Below are 23,200 nucleotides of genomic sequence, written 5' to 3' on the forward strand. Positions count from 1 at the left end.
TTTCGCATAAACAAAATTAAATGAAGTGATTTATTGGACTAAATCTCCGCAGTCTCTCATTTCAGGAGCATAAGGATTTTTGACTTGTTTACCTTTTGCTACCCAGTATTTTTCCACCATCGGACAGTAGAATTGTTGGAAATCTCCCCGAACCGGAACCGCTTGTTTGATTTCGACAAGCACCAGTGCAATCTGGGAAAGATTCTCATACGATTTTTCCAAATCCTTAGGATCTTTAGGAATCAATCCCTTTAACTTAGACTTCCAATCTTGAATGCGGGGATGCGTAGAAGATGCTAAAGAATCGACTGCCTTAGAAAGGCCTTCTAGCTGTAGGTTAGGTGAGTCTTTTAGGAGTTCATCCTGTATTTTTTGGTTTTCTTCAAAAACTTGAGAAACCAGGGAAATATCCGTTTCTGTGAAGGGAATCTCTGCCTGTTTGCACAGTCCCAAAAAAGAAAGAGAAAGGAGGATCAGGGGCAAAAAAACTTTCATATTTAATAGATTTTTCATCCAGCTAAGTCTTGGAATGCACTTTTTACTGAAAATGCTCGTAGATTTACGATAGCTTTTTTGTCGACAAAGCCGGATTTTCAAGCATGATGACAGAAAAGTAAAACAAGGTACAGAAGCAGTATGATCATCGTAGAAGGCATCGGCCACGTCAATATTCCAGTTTCCCAACTCGAAGCTTCCATTGAGTTCTATCGGGAAATTTTCGATTTCGAGGTGGAGACCAAAAAGGATGCGGAAGCGATTCTTTCCTTGGATTCCTTTAAAATACGACTTGTAAAAGGCAATGTTGCTTCCGAGCAAACGATGCCGGTGATCAGCTTTGTGATGGATGTGGATGATTTCACGGAAGCGATCACAGAATTAGAAGAAAAAAATGTAAAAATCGTAAAGGGACCAGAGAGCACAGAATCGGGAGAAAGCCTAACTTTCACAGATCCGAACCAAAATCTGATCGAGATTTATTACGAAAACTAAATCGAGTTGATTTTTCGTTCTTTTTAGATACAATCCTCTTGGCATGCATTCCGTAATCCAAGAGGATGAAAACGAACTCTCCCAAATCCAAGATTTCAAAAAAGGCTACGTTTATTTTCTTTCCGGCCTTCAGAACTTAATCTCCAGTTTTCTACAATTCATTACTTCCGGGAACATTACGGAAGCTAACAAAAGAGACCTTCTTCCTTTTCGGAAGACTCTCGATACGGAACTCAACAGCAGCCAAAAAAAGATCAAAGACATCATCATCAATTTGGATGAGAAACATATGTATCCTATGGTCAAAAAGGAATATGCCCGTTATTTTATAGGTATCCAGGCAGATTCCAATCGAAACGATTTCGTTCAGTTCCACCTAATTTTTGAAATGTTACGAAACTTTGTCATCGATACGAAGGGAGGATGGGAATCCATCCGCTCTGCAATTGAGACAGGCAATTTCCAAGATCCCGAATTCCAAAGGGAAGCTTTGTTGCGATTTAGAATTATTCCCGCTTTGGATCGAATTCAGTTTTTGAGTATTTTTCTCAAACGAATGGCATATATTCTCCAAATTGAAAATCCGAAAGGGATTTGGGATTTGAAGCCCACCAAACCAAAGTTTAAGGAGAATGTGGTCTATCGGCTTTCCTCCGTTTTTTCGGACAAACTCTATCAAGGAGGAGAAAGCCAGGAAGTTGTTGCGATCAATATTCCTTTTGAAGAGAACGACAAGGTTTCTATTACAGCAGGAACCAAACAAGAATCTTCCGCACTGGCCGGGGTCGCCTTAAAAAAAGCAGAACCTGAAATTGCGGCGAAACAACCGAACAAAAAGGAAACGATCGTTAATTATATCCAAGCTTTCGGGAAGTATTCTTGGAACTCGGACCAACATTATTTTTTCCGATTCGAAACGGATAAATATGCGTCCGAAAAGGATCTGTTCAAGCAAACCATCAATATGGACATCCATATGGGTGCAGATGAACAAGTGTTACGTGCAGAACTCATCCGTTCTTTGACCAGTCTGGAAAAGAAAAACAGATCCGGAGAAGAATTGGAAAAAGAATATTTAAGTTTCCTGAATCACTTTTTCGATTTTTGCGAAAACATCATCATGATGAATATGGGGATTCCCGCTCAATTGAAATGGGTCTTTTTGTTTCACATAGGTCCGTCCCATTTTTATATGATCGCTAAAAAGTTTCTTACGGAAGTGAATACAGGTTATTTGCATGTAAAGTCCACCGACGGGAAAAAAGTTTCCAGAGTGATTCCCGGAGAAGTGGTTAAAAAACATGTAATCGATTATTGGAATCGCGTCGTTTTACCGAACGTAGGCGAAGAGAAAAACAATTTAGCTCTTTTGAAAAAACTCGTCGAAATTGTGGATCAAAAATATAAGGAGACTTCCGCACATGCGATTGCCGAATACGACAATCTTCCTGCGGACATCAAAGCTTCCAAACCTAGAGTGCAATTATTTCGGGAATATATGAATCAGTGGATGGGCGCCGCCAACATCATCATCTTCAAGCGCTTCGTGAAAAACAAATCGATTTAGAGATTTAGATCGTGATTCCGCAGGTGGAAGATCCCGCAGTCAAATAGAACTGTGTGGAGATCCCTCCCGGTATAACGACTGTAGGGTCTTTTTGTAGAATGTAATCCGTCGCTTGGCAGCTTCTATTGAAAACTCTGAGAGTGACGATGCTGTCGCATCCGATGGTGATGGATGCGGAACCTGTAATGACATTGGTTCGAAACGCTTTCGTTTCCACTCCGTCGAAAGTGATCGATTTGCTTTCCCCTTGTTTGATTTCGGTTTCTTCCCCGTATTGTTTATTGGTTACCGCATAACAATCTACGAAAAATTCCGTTCCTACACAATTGATTCCCGTTTTTTGTCCTGAGAAACAAGAGCCTCCCGATTTGGAAACAGTAACGTATCCTGAATAGGTTCCGTCAGGGACAAGGGTATGAAGTTCAGTTCCTAAATTGGCTATGATTGTGGCCTGTATTTCGTTGAAACGAACTGTCGCATCCAAGCCGAAGTTTTCGCCTTTGATGGTGACTTCCGTTGCTCCATAGGCAGCGTTCAAATTGTTCTGCGCAGGAGTTCCTATCTGAGGAGTGACTGAGGAAATAGTAGGGGGATTGACAAGAAGCGCAGCAAGCGGATCCACACTGGACTGTGTTTTGCATTGTACGAGCAAAACCGAAGCCAAATATGCGAAAAAGAAAAAAGGAAGTTTCTTCGTTTTCATAACCCCTTCTATTATCGGAATTCATTGCATGATTTCATTTCTATTTTTTCCTTGGAAAAGAATTCCATGAACTTATCTTCCCTTTCCATCAATAAGAATTATGTCGCAATTCTAAGACTGAACCGTCCCGAATTTAAAAACGCCATCTCAGTTTCGCTTTTGGAGTCTCTCCGCGACCATATCCGAGAAGTTCGAGAAAGCAAAGCGAGAGTTCTTTTGATTTTCGGCTCAGAAGATTCTTTCTCTGCGGGCGCAGACTTGAAAGAAAGAATCTCCATGTCCCAAGATCAGGTGAAAAAATTCTTATCCGACATTCGGGACTGCTTTTTGGAAATCGAATCCCTGCCTCAGCCTACACTTGCCTGCATCAACGGATTCGCTTTCGGCGGGGGATTGGAATTGGCTCTATCCTGCGACCTTCGTTATGCGAAACAATCCGCTGTGGTAGGACTTACCGAGACCAAGTTGGGAATTATCCCTGGAGCCGGCGGAACACAAAGATTGACTCGTTTATTAGGATCTTCCGTCGCAATGGAATGGATTTCCAGAGCAAAAAAAGTAAGTGCCGACGAGGGACTGCGCAGGGGATTGTATCAGGAAGTATTTCCCGATTCCGAATTCGAAACATCCTGCCTTGCTGTTGCAAACGACATTGCGGAGTCCGCACCGATTGCCGTAAAGGCTGCGAAAAAAGCGATCAAAGGTGCTTCTGTTTATGACGGAGAAGCCGGCTTAGATTGGGAAAGACTTTGTTATTACGAAACCATACAAACAAAAGATAGACGGGAAGCTCTGGAAGCTTTCCGTGAAAAAAGAAAACCGAAATTTATTGGAGAATGATCCGTGATTTTAACTGGAAAAGAAATTCTAAAAAGACTGGGCACAGACATCAAAATCGAGCCTTATAACGAAAATTTACTGAATCCGAACTCATATAATCTCTGTTTGCATGAAGAGATGCTTGTTTATTCTTCCTTTCCGTTGGATATGAAAAAACCGAATCCTGTGGAAAAGTTGATCATTCCGCCGGAAGGATTGCTGCTTGAACCTGGTAAACTTTACTTAGGCCGTACGATCGAATTCACAGAAACTCATAATTTAGTACCTATGTTGGAAGGTCGTTCGTCTATCGGTCGTTTGGGGATGTTCGTTCACATTACCGCAGGTTTCGGGGACGTCGGCTTCAAAGGATTTTGGACTTTAGAAATCCAAGTGATCCATCCTTTGCGGGTTTATTCCGGAGTGCAGATTTGCCAAATTTTCTATCACACTGTAGAAGGTGCGATCGAAGAGTATAAATCCGGGAAATATCAGGCAAACCAAGGAATTCAACCTTCTTTGCTTTATAAAGATTTCGAGAAAAAATAAAAAAGGCCCGAAGTTTTCTCCGAGCCTTTTTGTTTCGATAGAATCGCAGTTACGGACTATTTTTTCTTCTTATCCACACAATCCCAGCGAGGGTCGTCCAAGCTGACGCCCGCTAACTTGTTCCATGTGTTCGTTTTACCGATGAAAGTAATGGAACAAAGTGTACCTTTCAGATCCAATTTGTTTCCGCCGTCGATCACAGTGAATTTACCGCAGTAGGTTTTTCCGTCTCTAGGGTTATAGATTTTTCCGTTTTTGTAAGTTCCTTCCCCTACGTATTCGAAACCAGTGATGAATTGCATTCCTAAGTTAGGGCGAGTACGAAGAGCAGGGTTTTCGTTGTTATGATCTAAGTAAGGTGTTCCAGGAACTCCCTTGTCTTTGTCTTTTTCCGGGTAAGCGTTGTCTTTGATACAGACCGTTTTTCCACAGTATTTGTCCCCACATTTGAAGATTTCAATTACGGAATCTTTTTCAGGTGGGATATACTTGCCGACAGCAGCATCCGCTTCTTGTGCCGATACTGAATTTGTAAGAGCCAAAGAAACCATTCCAATGCATAAAGCGTATTTATAGTTCATACTCATCCTTATTTCTCTAGGAAATTAATTCCCATATTTTACAAAAAAGGCAAAAAGATGGCAAGCTGGTTTTTTATGGGAAGGATGGATTTGAAGCTCACTGGAAAGAAAAACGTGTTTGTTCTCTTTCCAGTGAAATCGATTTGTAATCTTTTAGTTGAGGCTGGTGGCTTTTTCCAGCAACTTAGTAAGTTTAACTACATTCTTATTGTCAGGATCGATCCCTTGCGCTCTTGTAACATAAGTTAAAGCACGATCGACGTTCCCCATAAGACGGCTAACATCTGCTAAGTTGATTAGGTTTTGGAAATTTTCAGGGTCTAGTTTCAAAGCTTCTTGTGCCGCTTTCAAAGCCCCTTCGTAGTTTCCTAGTTTTTTCTCGGACATAGCCAGATAATACCAATACTCGGAAGAAACTTGGTTTTCTTTCAAAAACTCGGTCAATACTTGAGAGGCCACATCGTAATCTTTTCCTTTGTAACTGACCAATCCCAAAAACTTATTCAGCTTTTGGTTCGTTTGATCCCCTAGGAAGGCTTTTTTCATTACGTGAATGGCTCTTTCGATTTCTCCATTTTGATAGAGAATTTTTCCTTCTTCAAAGGCCCCCGAAGTGGTGAGAGCTTTGTCCCATTCTTCGTTTGTGGATTCGAAAAAATTATCAACAGGTGCTTCCACGGAAGGTTCACTAGTATTGGAAACGGAACCTGCTACTTTTTCATCTTTGTAGCTTAATACCATCATCGAGATATCGTCGGTGATTTCTCCCGCTTGTTTGATCAACGCTTCTACTTTGTAGATGTCTCCGTCCGCATCTTCCACGTATCGAAGGACTTGCATTTCATCTTCATTGATGGTTCTCACATCTTCATCAGGAGTTAAGTCTATATCGTCTCGGCCGTCGGAACCGATGATCAAACGGTCTCCGGGAAGCAGTTGGAAGGTTTGCACTTCGAAAGGATATTCCGAATCTAAACCTAACTTGCGTAATTTGAGTTCTTCTTCTATGAAGCTTGCTTTGCCATCTCTATATAGAATGCTGAAAGGATGTTCTGCGTTGAAATACCAAACTTTCCCCGTTTCATCGTCTATGAGCATAACCGTTGCGGAGATTACCATCGTTCCACTGAACGATTTAAATACCGCATTGACTTCTTCATAAACATCCGTCAGCCATTCTTCCGGAGTTCTGTTGAGGATTCGTTTGTTTCCTGCGGAACGGGCCATAATCGAATTCATTACGACTCCCATCACCAAGGAACCACCGGCACCTTGCATGGATTTACCCATTGCATCTCCGTTCATTGCCATCGTATAACGTCGGAAATCGTCAGGTTTTCCCAGTTTCAGGTTTCCTGTGATACAAATGTCCCCGCCCAAATCCCCCGTTTTATTACGGAATTCGAATGTTTTCTTTTGGTGAACGAAAAAGTCGGAATGAATGTTGGACGATTTGTTCGCATTGAAGAACAAAGGTTTGGCGAGAAGGGAAGTGAGGAAGTAGTCCCCGTCTTGTTGTACTTTGAGTCGATGGATTTCGTCCATTTTCTCTTGTAGTTCTTTGGTTCTTTCTTTTACTTTTTCTTCCAGGTTTTCTGCGTAATCTTGCAGTTCTCTTCTTGCGTCTCGGATGGATGTCACCATCCCGTTGAATGATTCCGCTAAGAATCCGATCTCATCGTTTGTTTGGATCGGAACTTCCACTTCCAGATTTCCTTGGTTTACTTTTTCCACCCCTGCCAAGAGGCTATAGAGAGGATTAACGAGAGTGGATCGGAAGAAGAGAGGGAATACCACAAGTAGAACCACAAGCACGATCGCTAAAATCACTAACTCTAGTCTGGCGGACTTGTGCATATAAGTGCGGTAGTCTCTGTAGTTGAAACCTACTTCTCTATTGACCTTCTTCTTTGCATCGTAAGACATATAGGCCACATAGTGGGACACTCCATCCAGATCCTTACGATAGTGGCGTGTTAAGTCAGGTTTGAAATAACGGAAAAACTTGAGCATCTCCATACGAAGATCTCTTTGGGAAATTTCTTTTCCGTCCCACTGACAACCGTCCAGATGTTTGAGAATGGCGTCTCTGAAGAAGTCGACATTCTTTACTTTTTGGATGTAAGAAGTTCCCTCTTCGCAGAATTGATCCGTCAAAATATCGGACAATTTGTTCGTATTGATGAAAGTTCGTTTGTTCAACTTTTCGATCAATTGACTGACGGATTCTTTCAATTCTCCGTCTTCCAATGTTTGATTTTCTTCCAAATGATTGAGGATCGAGTTTTTGTATCCTTCGAAGTAGTAAGGAGTTTTGTTCAGGATGGAGACGATCGATTTTCTGTAACCTTCCGTAGGTAATGTTGCGATTTCATCGTAAAGTGCAGTATTGTAAAGGTCAGCCTGAACTAAGGGAAGATCCAAATTGATGTTTTGCGGGAGCAAAGATTTTTTCAACGTCTGAGAAGAGACTTCGTATTCCACAATGAAGAGAATATCTTTGGATTTTTCCCCTCCTTCCAAAGCACGCAACGCCTTTTGGATGGAAAAACTATCGTAAGATGTTTCCTTCTCTTGATCCACCAAATAACTGAAAGTCTGCATGATGAGAAGCATGGTAACGAAGGAGATACCTACGATCTTCACCATAAAAGTGGTTCTTTCACTGCTTGTATTGATGAACACGAGTGTGATGAGAAAGAATGTGAGAGTGAAAAGTAATACGAGAGCGGTGAGGTAAGTGGATCTTTCCATTGCGCCGTCTCTGCTCATAACGTTTGTTATGTTGGGAACGATGGCAGCAATCAAACCCGAGAATACCATAGCGGAAAGAGCTCTTCTTTTTCCTTTCTCCATCTTATAGAGACGGTAACCCGGCATAAAGATAAAAGAAATGAAGGAATAAATGACTATGGAGATTCCTAGGATTTTACTTGCATTCTCCGCATTGAAATCCCAGTGGTGGGCAGTGAAGTGGTATTTCTTTTCACTGATCGCAGTTTGGTACAAGAACCAAGTTACAACGATAATGGCAGCACCTGACATCGAATAAAGAAGGATGTCTGCGATTTTTTTATCCTCATTGTCAGGAAAACGGAAGAAGAACTGGCTGAAGTGAATGATTCCGAATAAAATGAGTCCGCCTGTCAGCCAACGATGGTAAGCTGCAATCGGATGGTAGTAGAATGCAGCGATAAAATAGCCTAGCTGGAATAGAGCCAGATAGATGCAGGCTAATCCCATATGTTTGGTGGCAGGTGTTTTGTCTTTTAGTGTTAAGAAAAAAACAGACAGGATGGCAATGAGTACTGTGACGATCAGACTGCCGAAGGTGTAATAGTTGGTGAGTACGTGGCTGGAAGAAAAGATGTTTTCACTCATGATCGGTGGCTTCTAGGTTGAAGGATTACTGCAAAATCGTAACAAAAATGTATCTGAAAGCAATTCATTTTCATATAGAAAAGGCGTTTGGGTGCATTGCACCAAAACGCCTTTTTGGGATTCCAAGAGGGATTTGTTTTCTTTTTATTTATTAGGAATGAAACAATCGATTCCATCGTATTTCATACGTGTTTTTAGGGACTCTGCTTTCGCTTTATCGGCAAAATCTCCTACTTGTACCACATATCTCCCTTCTCTAGGATAAACGAATACGGATTGGTTGTAGTCCGCTTTCATGGTATCTTTGTATTTCATCGCTCTTTCTTTTTCAGCAAATACACCTACTTGCACAGTGTACCCTTTTGGGTTTCCGGAAGTTGTGGTAACTGCCACAGGCTTAGAAGTCAAATTTCCCGGTTTCGGAGTTAACTTTTCCGGTTTCGCAGGAACATCATCCAAAAGTTCTGTATCATCCAGTTCGGCCGCATCCAATTCCTCTTCGCCTTTTTTCAAAACGCGGATGCCTACTTTGGTAACTCCTTTTTCTTTGAATTCCAAAATTTCCGCCGTTTTTTCGGATACGTCTACGATTCTTTCGTCTACGAAAGGCCCTCGATCGTTGATGCGAACGACTGCTTCTTTATTATTTTCTAAATTTTGAATCTTAACCAAAGAACCGATAGGAAGGGTTCTGTGTGCCCCTGTCATTTTCATTCTGTCGAAAGGTTCTCCGCTCGCAGTAGGTCTTCCTTGGAACTTTTGTCCATACCAGGAAGAAAGTCCTACTTCATCGAAATTTCCGCCGGAACTCGGTTTTTTCTCCGGAAGTTGAGATACCGCATCCGTTTTTGTCTTCGGATTCAGATCGTCCAGAATGGATTTTGCCACGGCATCGTCACCTAACCCACTAGAGGTTCTGTTCTTTTGAGATCTTTCGAAAAAGATATCTTCAGGATCGCCGGAAGCGCTGTAATTACGTCTTGTAGCATCTGTGGAGGAACAGGAAACCAACCACAGAACAATGGATAAGAAAATGAATTTTTGCATAATTTTCCCCTTTCTTATGGAATCTTACTTTCAGTTTCGGAGGGTTTTTCGTTTCTCCTTTAATTTTTATTTCCAGGAATGCAAATTTGTTTTCGATAATTCATCCATATATGGCTTCTCAAGACATTCAATCTTTTTACAACGAAGCCGTTCGTTTGGAAAAATCCGGCAATAACAAGGAAGCGAAGGATCTTTACTCAAAAGTAATCGTTTCTGATCCTGCATTTCATCTCGCCTATCAAAACCTAGGCGTAATTTACGCCAAAGAGGGAAATCATGCTCATGCGATCGATGCTTTCTCTAAAGCCATCAAGATTTCTCCCGATTTCAAAAACTGTTATAATATTGCGGTTTCTTTTTACAGACTGAAGGAATACGAAAAGTCCGTTCATTTCCTCAAACAATCGTTACATTTGGAAAAGAAATTCGTTCTGGCCCACCTGCTTTTAGCGCAAATTTATCAAATACAAGAGAATGATGAGAAAACGGAAATTTATCTCACCAATGTGATCAAGATCGATCCCAAACATAAATCAGCACTAGGAGGGCTGGCTATGTACTATTACGAAAGGAATCGTTACCCGGAAAGTTTGAGGATGTTGGAAAGATATTTGCTTCTTTATCCTGGAAATGCGCAGCTGCGTCTCATCCAATCCGAAATTTTAGCGAAACAAGGTCATTATAAAGCTTCTGCAAATCTTTTAGTGGAGATGTCCAAAACGGATGCAGGTTTTACTTCCTTCAACCAAACTCTTGAAGCGGCCTGGAAGGAAGAGGATGAAATGGCAAAGGAAAGTTTGCATAGAATCCAAGGTAAGGCGAAGAAGAAATTAAAGGAATTTCAGGCAAAATTAGAACTTTCTCGCGAAAACCCGGAGGAATTTGCTCCGCCGGATCCGCAGGAAGCTTTGGATTTGAGTTTGTTGTATCTATTCAATGGAAATCCTGAAAAAGCGATGCAATATTTGGTATTTGCTCAAAAGATGAAGGAAAATACCGATTCTACAGGCTCGTCTTGAAACATTTTTTATCCGCTTTTTTTCTACTCAGTTTTCTGTTTTGTTCCTATCCCATCAAAAAGCAGGAAATGATCGAAGGAGATAAAGTTTTCCTTTCAGCGCAAGAGAACGATCCTGCTTATGCCTGCAACGAAGAAGCTTTGGTTCTTACCCGCAAGGGTAAGTTGGATTTAGCGGAAGCGAAATGGGATGACTGCATTCAAAAATTCCCCTCCCAACTTTATGTTCATTTGAACCGACTTCATTTTTATTATGTTTTGGATGAATATGAAGTTTTCAAAAAAAAAGTGGAAGCAAGTTCGCCTAATCGAAATTCACCGATTTACAATCAGCTTTTGCAGTTCCTTCACGATCATCTTCGTTGGGAAGAGAGAGTCGTTCTTCTGGACGGACTCTTGCGTGTAAAAGGATGGGAGTTATATGCTTCCGAAGAATTGGCAAAATATTATTTCCAACAGGGAAACATTCCCTTTTCCGAAGCGTATTGGAATCAAATTTTAGAGATCAATCCCTTTCATGAAGAAGCTTTGTTCGGGATGATCGAAATCCAAACCCAGAAGGAAAAATGGCATACTGTTTTGGATTATGCGAAGTCGATCTCTATTGCTGCAAAAAAAAATAGAGAGTTTCATTATTTTTTGGTTAAGGCAAATTTCGAATTAGGCCGTTATGCGGAAGCCTTAAAATGGATCGACTCAGCTCTTCCTTCCGAAAAATCCCAAATTTCTTTTTTGGAAGTTTGGAGGGATTGCCTTTTGCTTTCCAAAGACGATCCGAGCTGGGCTCCTCTTTTGCCTTACTATCGTAAGGCGGTATCACAGGGATATTCCGTTCCGGAATCCGTTTTTTTTCCTACCTCGGATCGGTCTGGAAAAGAATTGAGAAGAACGATTCGTGCGGGAAGACAGTAAGAGCTAAAAGCGCCTGTTTTTAGTTTTTTTGAATCAGCTTCCAAATTTTTTCGGAATGTTTCAGCTTTAATACGTTATGCGTCCGAATCCAGGGAACTTGTTTTTGCAAAAGATAAATTTCCGCTGCTAAAGTGGCGTTTTCCCGTTCCATCGGAGGGATGCCACCTAATACATTTCCTAAGAAGGATTTTCTGGAGACACCTATCATTAAGTTAGGAAATTCTTCTATGATTTGGTCCAACTGGCGAAGCACTTCGAAGGAAAGTTCCGGATCGGCTCCCAAAAAAAAACCCATTCCCGGATCGAAATACAGAGAAGATTCAGGGACTCCCCAAGAAAGTAATTCTTCTTTTCGATCGTGGAAGAAGGAAAGCACGGTAGATACCACATTTTTCACGCTTAGATCCGACTTCTCTTCCGCAATTCCCAAAGTATGAGAATGCATTACGATCAATTTGGTTCCTGGGCGTTTCCGAAGTTCCTCTTGTAGAATCGTTTGGGAATCCGGGTGGGTGAAACCGGTGATATCATTGAGACATTTCACTCCCGCCCGCAAAGCTGCCAGTTGCACGGAAGGACGGAAGCTGTCCAAACTCAATCGAATTCCCCTTTGGACAAAATGAGCGATGACAGGAGAGACTCGTTGCCACTCTTCTTCTTCGGAAACGAGAGAAGCTTTGATATTGGAAGACTGCCCGGAAAGATCGATCCAATCCGCCCCTTCTTGCAATAATCTTTGCCCTTGGGTTATGGCATGTTCTGGGTTTAAAAACTTTCCCCCATCGGAAAAGGAATCTTGGGTGATGTTCAGAATTCCAAAGATTTCACTCATGGTTTTTCATAGAATGAAAGGGGAAGAGGCGGAATAGCCTTATTTTTCCCTTGGCAGATTTTTCCTTTAAACCGATAGATTAGTGAGAAGGGCAGATGAAATCATTTTATTTTCTCATTCCATTTCTGAGTTTTGGGCTTCTTGCACAACCTCTGCCAAAAACGAAAGATGTTCGTTTTAGTCATCCTCTGAACACTCAAAACGTAGAGTACAATCCGGTCGTTTCTCCCAACGGAAGGTACTTGGTGTTTCAATCCAATCGTCCCGGAGGAGAAGGGGGGATGGATATCTGGATTTCGGAAAACAAAAGTTTTCCCGACCGAATCAAAACTCCCGAATGGGAAGCTCCTAAAAATTTCAGAGAATTGAACACTTCCAATTTCGAAGGAATGTTTTCGATTCTATTCGATGAGGAAGAAAAACCGTACGAATTGTACTTCACTTCCGTTCGAAATTCGGATGCTAGAGATCCTAAAAAGAATAGAGAAGGTTACGACGGATTAAATATCTATTATACTAAGATTAATCCTCGAACGGGACTTTGGGCTTTGCCGGTTCATTTGAACGAAGTGAATTCCCATTTCGAAGATAAAATGCCCGCAATTTCGCCTGATGGATGTTCTATGATCTTTTCTTCCAACCGTCCGGGAGGAAGAGGAGGATATGATCTTTGGATTTCCAAAAGAAATCCTCTAACCAAAGATAAATCGGAAACGAAAGAAAAAGAATCCGAAACAGATAAACCCAAATTGATTTGCAGGGACGGGATTTGGCAAAAACCGATCGCTTTGGGAGAAGACATCAATTCCAAAGACGACGAGATCAGTCCTTCCTATCATTGGGACGGCAATCGGATTTATTTCAGTTCCAACAGAGAAGACAAAAATAAAAAATTCAGTTTTTATTATGCAGAGACGGATCCTGCAAACGGTCGTTTTTTGAAACCTGTTGCAATGGGTTCTCCTTTTAACACAAAACAGGCGATCAGCGGAGATTCCACAGGTTATCCTTTCGATACTCCAGCTGACTATTCCACATACAGTCTTTGGGAAGAAAGCGACAACGAAGGCATTTCCATCACTCACGACGATTTATGGTTTTACTTCGCTTCCAATCGTCCCGGGGGAGAAGGCCAGTTCGATATTTATAAAACGCAAGTGCCCGAAGATTTAAGAAGAACTTACGAATTTTTATTCAGAGGTTTGGTGCTCGACGGATCAGAAGCCATCATGATCGGTCTCGATTCCACATTAAAAATCTACGACGACACTAAACCCATTCAAATCATCACTTCCAAACGAATCGGAGGAGATCTGACCGGGGAAGACCAAGAGAATTTCAGAACCGTGATCAAAACGGGAAAACTCTATCGTGTGGAAATTTCCTCTCCCGGTTTTCATCCTCAGGAAATCCTTCTGGATTTGCGTGGGAACGTAGGAAAAGGAAAGGAACAATATTCTAGAATCGTATTACAGCCGATCCGTCCAGCTAAAGACGACAGGCCGGATAAAACGATTAAGGGTATCCGTTTTGTGATCAAAGACCGCAAAACGGATCTCATCATTCCGAACGCAGAAGCTATTTATTTCGATGATTTGGCTAGAAAGGGGAAAATGATTCCTTCCAAGGACAATTCTTTCACTTTGGAAAAGGAACCGAACATTGGTTTTGAGATTTTAGCCAAGGCCAAAGGTTATAAAGAAGAGACGTACATTTTCTCAGACAAACAAATCAAGGATTTGGTCGGAAAAGAAACGGTTCTGTATCTGAGAAATTTAAGCGACTTTGACGATCTCTACAACACTGTGATTTATTTCCCATTTAACGAAAGAGCGTTGAAGGACGAGGATAAGAAAAAATTGGATCTTTTAGCGGATTATCTGATTCATCATAAGAATGAAAAAGTTGAAATCGGCGGCCATACGGATAATATAGGAAAGAAAGAATACAATATTTCTCTCAGCGATGACAGGGCAACTGCGGTGTATCAATACCTCAGAGACAAAGGAGTTGCGAAGGAGAAAATGAAAGTTCAGGCTTATTATTATTCTCAACCTATCGCAGACAATGAGACAGAAGAAGGAAGAGCCCGTAACAGAAGGGTGAACTTTAAGAAGATAGACTAGTATGATCAATTTGGTAAAACATCATTTCCAATCCGATAGGGATTTTGTGCCTCTGGAAGAGTCGCAAAACCTGCAAGATCTGTACAAACAGATGATGGAAGCGGAAGGGATTTACCTCAAAGGTTATGATACTCATATCAAAGTTAGGTTCAAAGGACAAAGACCGGACGGGAATCATATTTTCGAAATGGAGTCGATTCCCGAATCTTTGGGAAACAGTTTCACTGTTCATACAACTCCTTCTTTTCATGCAGAAGTGGAATACGAACTGATCAGTCAAAAAGACAATTTGCTTTTGGGAAAACTGAAGGAAAAGAAACAAACCTTTTTTGTCCGCCAAGATCCAAGGAACCATAAGGTATTGGGGAATGTTCTTGCGAGTAACTTTCTCATTGCAAAAACGGACATCGATTTTTCAAAACTAACAGGAGTTAGTTCTCAGGTAATTTTAACAGACATACATAGAAATTTACTCAAAGATTATCCTCAATCTAAAGTAGTGTTTTTATCTTCCAGCGTGAACAGCGATGAGATCGAACTCATGCAGAACTATAAAAAACCTCTTTATCTCATCAACACCCAGATGATGGAATCTGCTCCTCTGAAAGAGGTTTTTGATCCTAAATCCAGCTTTGAGGAAGATTTTCTTTTGGAAGATAAAATCGCGGAGTACAAAAGGAAAAAAATGGGGTCTTTTTTGTATTACCCTATTTTCATCCAAATGAACGATCTGCACTTTTTCGCCTATTTGAGTTTGGAATATGAAAAATCCCCCGTTCCCCAGGCGGTTTTCGACTTATATAAAGAAGTTGAAGCGACCTTCCAAGAGAGAATTATGGATTCCAACACTCATATTTTGGATATCAAACAAAATGTTTTGAATATATCCAAAACCGGTGTAGCGATTGAAGTGAGGGACAGGGAGATCATCAAATCTTTGAAGATCAAACCTTCCATGACGATAGACATCAACTTCAAGATGCAGGCACCCATCCGTATGGCTCTGGAACTCAGACATATGGAAGAAGTGAACGATTTTTTTATCATTGGTAGTCGAATTGTCGGAGTCAGTGGTGACAAAAAGGCAAAAGACATCTATCACAGTTTAATCGATTTTTTTCGTTAAACTAACATTATACTAAAGGCATTTGAGGCCTATTTTGAAAGAACAAAAACTCACAACGGCAAATTATAAAGGCACTAGAGACTTTTTTCCCGATCAAATGAAATTGCGGAATTATCTTTTTTCCGTAATGAAACAAGTGGTTCGTTCCTACGGATACGAAGAATACGACGGTCCTATGATCGAATCTTTGGATCTGTACCGTGCAAAAACGGGAGAGGAAATCGTCGGGAAACAAATTTACAATTTCATCGATAAAGGCGGAAGAGAAGTCGCCATCCGTCCGGAAATGACTCCGACTGTTGCCCGTATGGTGGCTAGCAAATTGAGAGAACTTCCTCGTCCCATTCGCTGGTTTTCTATCCCTAATCTTTGGAGATACGAACAGCCCGGCCACGGAAGACTGAGAGAACACTGGCAGTTGAATGTGGATCTTTTCGGAGTCAATCATCATCGTGCCGAATTGGAAATTTTATCTTTGGCTTGCGACATTCTTTTCGCATTCGGAGCTCCTAGAACCTCCTTTCGAGTGAAAGTTTCGCATAGAGCTTTGTTAGACGAATTTTTTCTGAACGGATTGAATCTTAAACCGGAACAAGCTCAGGAAGTTTCCAAAATCCTGGACAAAAAGAATAAAATCACGCAAGACGAATATAAGGCTATGGTTTCCAAATCGATCCCCGGCGATTCGGAAGCGGTGACTAAGATCGATTCTTTTCTTTCCGCAAAGATAGAAACGCTTTCCACAATTCCTGGAATCAAAGAGGAAACACTCAAAATAATCTCCGATTTGTTTTCCGATCTTTCCGAAATGGGATTGGGAGACATGGTGGATTTTGATCCTTCCGTAGTCAGGGGATTCGACTATTACACCGGTTTTATATTCGAAATTTTCGATACTAGCCCGGAGAACAGACGTTCGTTGTATGGCGGTGGTCGTTACGATAATTTGATCGGACTTTTTTCCAATGAGGAACTTTCCGGTACAGGTTTCGGTTTGGGAGATGTGACTTTACAAAACTTTCTCCAAACGCATGGTTTACTTCCCAATTTGGGAAATGAAAATACAGTTTTCATTCCTTTGCTCGACGATGCTTTTTTTCTAAAAGCGCAGTCTCTTGCGGGGAAGTTCAGAAGCGGTTCCGTGGGAGTCGATCTTTCTTTGCAAAGCCAGAAGATGGGGAAACAACTTTCCTATGCCGAAAAAAAAGGATACCGTTGGATTCTTTTGTTAGGGGAAGATGAACTGAGGGACAATACTGTCACTCTCAAAGACATGCTGAATCGGACTCAGGAAGTTTGTTCTTGGGAACAGGCTTTGCAAAAAGTAAAAGAAGTTATCGTTTCATGAATTGGATCTCTCGTTTTGACCAGAGTGTTTCCGTCTGGATCAAGGCACATCTGCATCATCCTCGTTTGAGCTGGATCTTATCCAGAATCAATCGGGGAGAAATGTTCGCCTTGGTGTTACTCCCTTTGCTTTTTCTGAATCCGATCTACAAACCTGTTTATGTTTCCCTGCCTTTGGTATTGATCTTCACTTACGGTACGGATCGTCTCGTGCTTGTTCTGAAAAAATATTTTGCCCGCAAACGTCCGTTAGTAAGTGTTATGGGGAAGGTGGATGCCAATCCGGATATGAAACATTCCTTCCCTTCCGCGCACAGCGCCAACTCGATGATTGTCGGAACCATATTGGTGTTCGGGTTCGGAGAAACTCCCTGGTTTTTGTTATTCAGTTTATTCGCAGGAGTCGGCAGGCTTTTGACATTACACCATTATATCAGTGACATCATAGGCGGCTGGATCATCGGATTTTTCATGGGGCTCTTGGGAATTTTCGCTTACAAGCTGATCGGTATTTATCTACTCTAATTTTAGGAAGTGTAAATATGAAACTCATAGGACAATTTATCACATTCTGTTTCGTTTATCTTTTTTATTTCCCTTTCAAAATCCTTCCTTATAAAACCTGCCTTTCTTACGGAGTCCTTCTGACGGACCTTATCTTTCCTCTGGCTAAAAAACATAGGAAGATTGCGGCGGAAAACATTCGTTATGCGTTTCCTGAAAAGTCGGAAGAAGAAGTTTTGGATTTAGTGAGAAAACATTTCCGCCACTTGGGACATCTTTTGGCCCATACTTTATGGGCGCCCCGAATGACTAAGAAGTGGCTGGATCGATACTTGGTTCTGGATGAGGAAAGCCTTCGTATTGAGGAAGAGACCAAAAAACAAGGAGTAGGCGTTGTTTTGATCTCCGGCCATTTGGGCACTTGGGAAATTTTGGTTCAATTTCTTGGAATTAGGATGAAAGGGGGAGGGATTTATAAAAAAGTCAGAAACCCTTTCGTAGACACTCTTCTTCGTAAAATGCGTTCCACCAACGGAATCGTTTTGGTTCCGGTGGAAGAATCCGCTCAGGTCATCAAAATGTTGAAACAAGGATATTGGGTAGGATTCGGCTCCGATCAAAATGCGGGAAGTGCGGGAATTTTCGTTCCTTTTATGAATCGCCAGGCATCCACATTCGTAGGCCCGGTGTTGATGTCTTATCTTACGGGAGCAAAGATGCTCTACTATTCGGTGTTATCCGGTGAAGATGGCAAAGTAATTGTTCGAGTGAAAGATCTCGGTTTTGTGGATAAAAAATTGTATCCTACAAAAGATGAAGTGCTGCGACATTATACTGAACTTTGGACTCATACTTTGGAAGAAGAAGTGAGATTGTTTCCTGAACAATATTTTTGGGTGCATCGTCGTTGGAGAACTCAGCCTAAGACTGCATGAATTTTCTCAGAGAAGGTCTAAGGAATTTAATCTCTCCTTTTCAGTTGTACAAAAAGGAGAGTCCGAATTTTCCCCTTATCATCACTACTGCAATCGTAATTTCAATTTCAATCGTTCTGGAATACGGACTGGAAATTTCAAAACGCTGGGACGATTTAGGAATCGCCTTAGATTACTTTTTTCCCTTTATCACAATTGTTTTTCTCAGCTGTTTGATCTTGAAACGATTTTGGATTTTGCAATCGTTACGCTTCTGGGTTTTCTTTCTTCTTGTATTTGCCGCTCTTTATGCAAGCGACTCCATGAAATTTCATGTGGCTCTGATTCGTGATTTTGTTCCGGGAGAGCTTCGTTTCATAGTTTATAAGTTTACCGTCCAATTGAAAATTTGGCTGATTTACGGAACTCCAGCTTTACTTTGTTATATGTTCTTTCGATTCACGGAACCTCATCCTTCGGAAGAGAAAGAACGTTCCGCACGATTGGAAATTCCGATCGTCCATTATTTGATCGTTTTAGTTCCCATGATATTGGTCGTTGTTTTGGCATCTTTCGGCACCGACTTCAAAGAATATTATCCCAGAGTTCCCGGTGACAAACCTGAGTTCGGATATGTATCTACGAAAGGGTTGGTTTTTGGCTTTGAGATTGTTTATGCACTTGCCTTTTTTGCTACGGAATGGTTCTTTCGAGGTTTTTTACTGGATGCATTGAATCGTTTTTTCGGAAAAGATTCCATTCTCATCATGACCGTACTATATGTAATCATTCATTTCGAAAAACCGATTTTGGAAACGATCAGCTCCGGTTTCGGAGGATTCGCATTAGGCATATATGCGTATTACACGAAAAAGATCAGAGGAGGGGTATTGATCCATATAGGAATCGCCCTCACAATGGAATTGGCCGGCTGGTTTTGGAAGTATTATTCCTGACGACTTAAGTATAGTTTTTTGAATTCGCAGATCCGCCTTTTCGAAGGAACTTCGTCTTCAATATTTTATTGAGAATTTTCCCATTTTAATTTCGGGTATTGAGTTGAAGTTCCGAAATCCCAAACAGCATCGTCCCATGCTGCATACATGGGAACTCCCGCACAACCGTCACTGGAAACGGTTGGACATTGGAGTTGGGTCGTTGTTCTGGGAATCCCTCTTGTGTCATTGTCCGATTGACCTGCTACATCTATATTATAATAGGCATTTGTTTGAGTGCTTGTTGCCGCTCCAACTAACCCTGATTTATTGGTTCCTGTGGCTGTGACAGGTGCCACTGCATAGGAATTGATCACTATATCGGCACTCAATTGGGATCTTCCAGTGAGTCCCCCTACATAGTCTGCTCCTTGCACCGTTCCTATAAAATAACAGTTTTCTGTCGTGCTGCTGGCGGATCTTCCCGTCAAACCGCCTGAGTAATTATTTCCGGAGACTGTGGCCTTTACGAATGAACGAACGATTCTATCCCCTCCGAAGTTTTCTCCTAGGATGCCTCCTGCAAAGTCTCCCGGAGTTTGAACTGTTCCTTCAAAAGAAGAATCGTATATATAAGATGTGGAACCTGAGATTCTTCCCAAAACTCCTCCCGCATAAGATATGTTCGAATAGACAGTTCCTTGAGTGATATGTATATTTTCGAAATATCCCTGCATGTGGCCACCTAAAACTCCCACATAACTATCTCCTCTTACGTTCGGTTTGACTAGATTGATGTTCCTTGCTTGGACGGTCGAGGTGGAAGTTCCTATCAGTCCGATCCTTTGTATTCCAGGGTGATTCATTGTTAGGTTGAATAAAGTATAACCTTGTCCGTCGATTGTTCCTGTAAAAGGCGTGCTGAGATCTCCTATGGGAGTGAAATTAGAGATGGAGGATAAGTCCAAATCTTGGATGATTTTATAGTTAGAGTTAATGTGTGTAATATGAAATGTGGCGATGGATTGAAGTTGGCTCGGATTACAGATGATATACGGATCACCGATCGTTCCTGATCCGGTGGAAATGGTGGAATCGGCACACGGATTGGGAACATCTATTTTGATCTGCAGTGTCGTTTCCGCATTTCCGGAAGCGCTGGAAAGACTAACTTTAAAGTCCGTTAATGGAATGATTTCTTTCGGGATTCCTGAAATTTCACCAGTGGTCGCTTGGATCGACAGACCTTTAGGTAAATCGGGTTTGATGGTAAAGTTGGGGTTGTCCTGTTTGATCGTGATGGTTGGCGTCAAAGAAACGGATTCTTTCGTGCGTAAGGAAAAAGGAGATCCTGGATAAGAGAAGCTGGTAGATCCGCAAGAGATTTGATTGGCGATACAGAGCATAACTCGAATGTCCATCAATTGGTCTTGAGGCGACTTTTTGAGCTCAGGGAAACAGTGAGTTAAGAAGAAAAAAGAAAATATTGAGAAAACGAGTTTTGCCGGTTGGAAAAAAATAATTGCAAGTCGTTGGTTTCGCATATTGTTTCCAGGGTGGCCGCAGTCAGTCGGAAGAAAACCCCCCGAGCGTCCGGACAGACTAGATATTAGGCGCTATAAAACTGAACATGTCAATTTATTTTTCAGATTGTGCTGGGTTTTGAATATAGTAAAAAAAGCTAGAGTTATGTCGAGATAGGCGAGTGATTGATGTTCGTTTTTAGTCCAGAAATTTCTGAACTAAAAACGATTCAGTTGTGATTAGGGAATTAGCCTAACAAAGCAAGTGTGGGTTTGTGGCGAACTGCTCCTGCATCTGCGATCAAACAAGCGTCGATGATTTCATCCTGCATATTGATCGAAAATTGTTTCTCTTTGTTCACAAACAATTTTAAGAAGTTGAGAATGTTCTTCGCATACATCTTACTTGCATCCATCGGTTGAGTGCTAGGAAGATTGGAATTTCCAATGATCGTCACTCCACCTTGAACGATTGTTTTGTCGTTTTGAGTGTATTCACAGTTTCCACCGTTCACAGCTGCAAGATCCACGATTACGGAACCTTGTCTCATGGAATCCACCATCGCTTTTGTGATGAGGACAGGAGCTTTTTTTCCAGGAATGAGAGCTGTAGTGATGATGATATCCGCTTTTTCTGCATATTTTGCGATCGCATCTTTCTGACGGTTTTTGTAGTCTTCCGTTTGCTCGACCGCATAGCCACCGCTTTGTGAAGCATCTGCAGCACCTTCTACTTCCACGAATTTAGCACCTAGAGACATACACTGTTCTTTTACTTCCGGTCTGGTGTCGAATACGTCTACAACGGCACCGAGACGACGAGCAGTTGCGATTGCTTGTAATCCTGCTACACCCGCTCCTAAAATCAAGGCTCTGGCAGGAGTGATGGTTCCCGCAGCGGTAGTCAACATAGGGAAAAATCTGCTGTAATTGGAAGCTGCCAAAAGCACTGCCTTATAACCGGAAACAGTCGCTTGCGAACTGAGAACGTCCATAGATTGAGCGCGTGTAATACGAGGGATGGTATCCATAGAAAAGATCTTAGTATTGGAAGCTGCTAATTCTTTGATTTTCTGAGGCTGCGCCAAAGGAGAAAGAGTTCCGATATAGATTTTTCCGTTTCCGATTTGTTTTGCGGTGTCCGCATCGATCGGATGAATGGAAATCACCAAGTCGGAGTCGGAAAGAATTTGATTTCTGGAAGCGACCTTCGCTCCCACTTTTTCGTAATCTGCATCGGAAAAATAGGCACGTTCGCCCGCTTTGGTTTCTACAGAAACGGTAAAACCCAATTTCTGCAATGCATCTACGATGTCAGGAGTGATGGAAACTCTGTTTTCAAATGATGGTTCTTGGATTGCGCCTATTTTCATATTTAAACTCTTTTTCTAAAATATTCGATGGTTTTTTTTACTCCGTCTAACAGAGGTACTGTAGTGGAGTAATTTAATTTTTCTTTAGCTAAGGAAAGATTCGGTTTTCTTCTGGTTGGGTCGTCTTGAGGAAGAGGAAGATAGACGATTTTAGATTTGGAACCCACTTCTTTGATCACAAGTTCCGCCAATTCCTTCACTGTGAATTCTCCATCGTTTCCTAAATTCACAGGTCCGATGAAATTGTCGGTGTTCATCATTTTTACGATTCCGTTCACCAAATCATCCACATAACAGAAAGAACGTGTTTGGCTTCCGTCTCCGTAAATGGTGATGTCTTCGCCTTTGATCGCTTGCACGATGAAATTGCTGACAACTCTTCCGTCGTCCGGGATCATTCTTGGTCCGTAAGTATTAAAAATACGAATTACTCTAATATCTGTTTTGTGCTGTCTGTGGTAGTCGAAACAAAGAGTTTCCGCAACTCGTTTTCCTTCGTCGTAACAACTGCGGATTCCGATCGGGTTTACGTTTCCCCAATAGGATTCCGTTTGCGGGTGCTCCAAAGGGTTTCCATAGACTTCACTTGTGGAAGCTTGCAAGATGCGGGCTTTCACTCTTTTGGCAAGACCTAGCATATTGGTCATACCCAAAACATTCGTTTTGATGGTTTTGATGGGGTTGTGTTGGTAGTGGACAGGCGATGCAGGGCAGGCCATATTATAGATTTGATCCACTTCCAATTTGATCGGATCCGTGATGTCATGACGGATCAGTTCGAATTTCGGGTTTTCGATCAAATGTTGGATATTTTCCTTTCTTCCTGTGTGAAAGTTATCGATTGCGATGACTTCATTGCCTTCTGCAAGCAGCTTTTCACAAAGATGGGATCCGATGAATCCGGCGCCACCGGTAATTAGGATGCGTTTTGCCATTGAGATTCTATATTTGGA

21 protein-coding genes are annotated in these 23,200 nt (G+C 41.6%); 12 read left to right on the forward strand and 9 right to left on the reverse strand.

Annotation, left to right across the window (positions count from 1 at the left end):
- Positions 1-30: 30 nt before the first annotated feature.
- The gene (locus EHS15_RS18335; RefSeq protein ID WP_167884286.1) at positions 31-495 is read right to left on the reverse strand and encodes a DUF3347 domain-containing protein; all 465 of its coding nucleotides are present in this window, start codon (positions 493-495) and stop codon (positions 31-33) included.
- Positions 496-636: 141 nt separating this feature from the next.
- Here EHS15_RS18335 and EHS15_RS18340 point away from each other — a divergent pair, with 141 nt between their 5' ends.
- Complete coding sequence (locus EHS15_RS18340; RefSeq protein ID WP_135762041.1) at positions 637-990, forward strand: VOC family protein; 354 nt, start codon at positions 637-639, stop codon at positions 988-990.
- Between the two features lie 43 nt (positions 991-1,033).
- Entirely contained in the window at positions 1,034-2,557 is a 1,524-nt protein-coding gene (locus EHS15_RS18345) for a hypothetical protein (protein ID WP_135762042.1), read from the forward strand.
- Between the two features lie 4 nt (positions 2,558-2,561).
- On the opposite strand, the gene EHS15_RS18350 is transcribed toward EHS15_RS18345, so the two are convergent.
- Positions 2,562-3,260: an LIC10067 family putative lipoprotein gene (locus tag EHS15_RS18350; RefSeq protein WP_135762043.1), complete on the reverse strand. Its 699-nt coding sequence runs from the start codon at positions 3,258-3,260 to the stop codon at positions 2,562-2,564.
- A 66-nt stretch (positions 3,261-3,326) separates the two neighbouring features.
- Here EHS15_RS18350 and EHS15_RS18355 point away from each other — a divergent pair, with 66 nt between their 5' ends.
- Both EHS15_RS18355 and dcd read left to right on the forward strand, forming a co-directional pair.
- On the forward strand, positions 3,327-4,100 hold the full coding sequence (locus EHS15_RS18355) for an enoyl-CoA hydratase-related protein (protein WP_135762044.1): 774 nt from the start codon (positions 3,327-3,329) through the stop codon (positions 4,098-4,100).
- A gap of 3 nt (positions 4,101-4,103) precedes the next feature.
- Positions 4,104-4,628, forward strand: coding sequence for a dCTP deaminase (dcd, locus tag EHS15_RS18360; protein ID WP_135762045.1), 525 nt, complete (start codon positions 4,104-4,106; stop codon positions 4,626-4,628).
- A 56-nt stretch (positions 4,629-4,684) separates the two neighbouring features.
- Here dcd and EHS15_RS18365 read toward each other — a convergent pair whose 3' ends face one another.
- From EHS15_RS18365 to mpl36, 3 genes are all read right to left on the reverse strand, one after another.
- The gene (locus tag EHS15_RS18365) at positions 4,685-5,209 is read right to left on the reverse strand and encodes a DUF2147 domain-containing protein (RefSeq protein ID WP_135762046.1); all 525 of its coding nucleotides are present in this window, start codon (positions 5,207-5,209) and stop codon (positions 4,685-4,687) included.
- A 153-nt stretch (positions 5,210-5,362) separates the two neighbouring features.
- Complete coding sequence (locus EHS15_RS18370; protein WP_135762047.1) at positions 5,363-8,590, reverse strand: SpoIIE family protein phosphatase; 3,228 nt, start codon at positions 8,588-8,590, stop codon at positions 5,363-5,365.
- Positions 8,591-8,734: 144 nt separating this feature from the next.
- Positions 8,735-9,637 carry an RlpA family plasminogen-binding lipoprotein MPL36 gene (gene mpl36, locus EHS15_RS18375; protein WP_135762048.1) on the reverse strand — a complete coding sequence of 301 codons (903 nt, stop codon included), beginning with the start codon at positions 9,635-9,637 and terminating at the stop codon, positions 8,735-8,737.
- Positions 9,638-9,723: 86 nt separating this feature from the next.
- Between mpl36 and EHS15_RS18380 the strand changes: the two genes are divergently transcribed.
- Both EHS15_RS18380 and EHS15_RS18385 read left to right on the forward strand, forming a co-directional pair.
- The gene (locus EHS15_RS18380) at positions 9,724-10,656 is read left to right on the forward strand and encodes a tetratricopeptide repeat protein (protein WP_246052302.1); all 933 of its coding nucleotides are present in this window, start codon (positions 9,724-9,726) and stop codon (positions 10,654-10,656) included.
- Complete coding sequence (locus EHS15_RS18385; RefSeq protein ID WP_135762049.1) at positions 10,653-11,567, forward strand: tetratricopeptide repeat protein; 915 nt, start codon at positions 10,653-10,655, stop codon at positions 11,565-11,567. Before EHS15_RS18380 ends, EHS15_RS18385 begins: the two co-directional genes overlap by 4 nt.
- A gap of 19 nt (positions 11,568-11,586) precedes the next feature.
- Here the strand turns inward: EHS15_RS18385 and folP are convergent, their stop codons facing one another.
- The gene (gene folP, locus EHS15_RS18390; RefSeq protein ID WP_135762050.1) at positions 11,587-12,399 is read right to left on the reverse strand and encodes a dihydropteroate synthase; all 813 of its coding nucleotides are present in this window, start codon (positions 12,397-12,399) and stop codon (positions 11,587-11,589) included.
- A gap of 95 nt (positions 12,400-12,494) precedes the next feature.
- Between folP and EHS15_RS18395 the strand changes: the two genes are divergently transcribed.
- From EHS15_RS18395 to EHS15_RS18420, 6 genes are read left to right on the forward strand one after another with little or no spacing between them, the layout of a single operon-like run.
- Entirely contained in the window at positions 12,495-14,525 is a 2,031-nt protein-coding gene (locus EHS15_RS18395; RefSeq protein WP_135762051.1) for an OmpA family protein, read from the forward strand.
- 1 nt (position 14,526) lies between these two features.
- On the forward strand, positions 14,527-15,651 hold the full coding sequence (locus EHS15_RS18400) for a DUF1577 domain-containing protein (RefSeq protein WP_135762052.1): 1,125 nt from the start codon (positions 14,527-14,529) through the stop codon (positions 15,649-15,651).
- Positions 15,652-15,685: 34 nt separating this feature from the next.
- Positions 15,686-16,999: a histidine--tRNA ligase gene (gene hisS / locus EHS15_RS18405; protein WP_135762053.1), complete on the forward strand. Its 1,314-nt coding sequence runs from the start codon at positions 15,686-15,688 to the stop codon at positions 16,997-16,999.
- Positions 16,996-17,523 (forward strand): phosphatase PAP2 family protein, encoded by a 528-nt coding sequence (locus EHS15_RS18410; protein ID WP_135762054.1) that lies wholly within the window; start codon positions 16,996-16,998, stop codon positions 17,521-17,523. The genes hisS and EHS15_RS18410 overlap by 4 nt, the downstream gene beginning before the upstream one ends.
- A gap of 17 nt (positions 17,524-17,540) precedes the next feature.
- Entirely contained in the window at positions 17,541-18,437 is an 897-nt protein-coding gene (locus EHS15_RS18415) for a lysophospholipid acyltransferase family protein (RefSeq protein WP_135762055.1), read from the forward strand.
- Positions 18,434-19,372, forward strand: a complete 939-nt coding sequence (locus EHS15_RS18420; protein ID WP_135762056.1) for a CPBP family intramembrane glutamic endopeptidase — start codon at positions 18,434-18,436, stop codon at positions 19,370-19,372. Before EHS15_RS18415 ends, EHS15_RS18420 begins: the two co-directional genes overlap by 4 nt.
- 65 nt (positions 19,373-19,437) lie before the next feature.
- Here EHS15_RS18420 and EHS15_RS18425 read toward each other — a convergent pair whose 3' ends face one another.
- The 3 genes from EHS15_RS18425 to EHS15_RS18435 form a co-directional block, all read right to left on the reverse strand.
- Entirely contained in the window at positions 19,438-20,895 is a 1,458-nt protein-coding gene (locus EHS15_RS18425; RefSeq protein WP_135762057.1) for an Ig domain-containing protein, read from the reverse strand.
- A gap of 227 nt (positions 20,896-21,122) precedes the next feature.
- Complete coding sequence (locus EHS15_RS18430) at positions 21,123-22,247, reverse strand: Re/Si-specific NAD(P)(+) transhydrogenase subunit alpha (RefSeq protein ID WP_135762058.1); 1,125 nt, start codon at positions 22,245-22,247, stop codon at positions 21,123-21,125.
- A 2-nt stretch (positions 22,248-22,249) separates the two neighbouring features.
- The gene (locus EHS15_RS18435; RefSeq protein ID WP_135762059.1) at positions 22,250-23,182 is read right to left on the reverse strand and encodes a UDP-glucuronic acid decarboxylase family protein; all 933 of its coding nucleotides are present in this window, start codon (positions 23,180-23,182) and stop codon (positions 22,250-22,252) included.
- Positions 23,183-23,200 lie beyond the last annotated feature (18 nt).

This window comes from Leptospira idonii (assembly GCF_004770995.1).
GTDB classification, from domain to species: Bacteria; Spirochaetota; Leptospiria; order Leptospirales; family Leptospiraceae; genus Leptospira_A; species Leptospira_A idonii.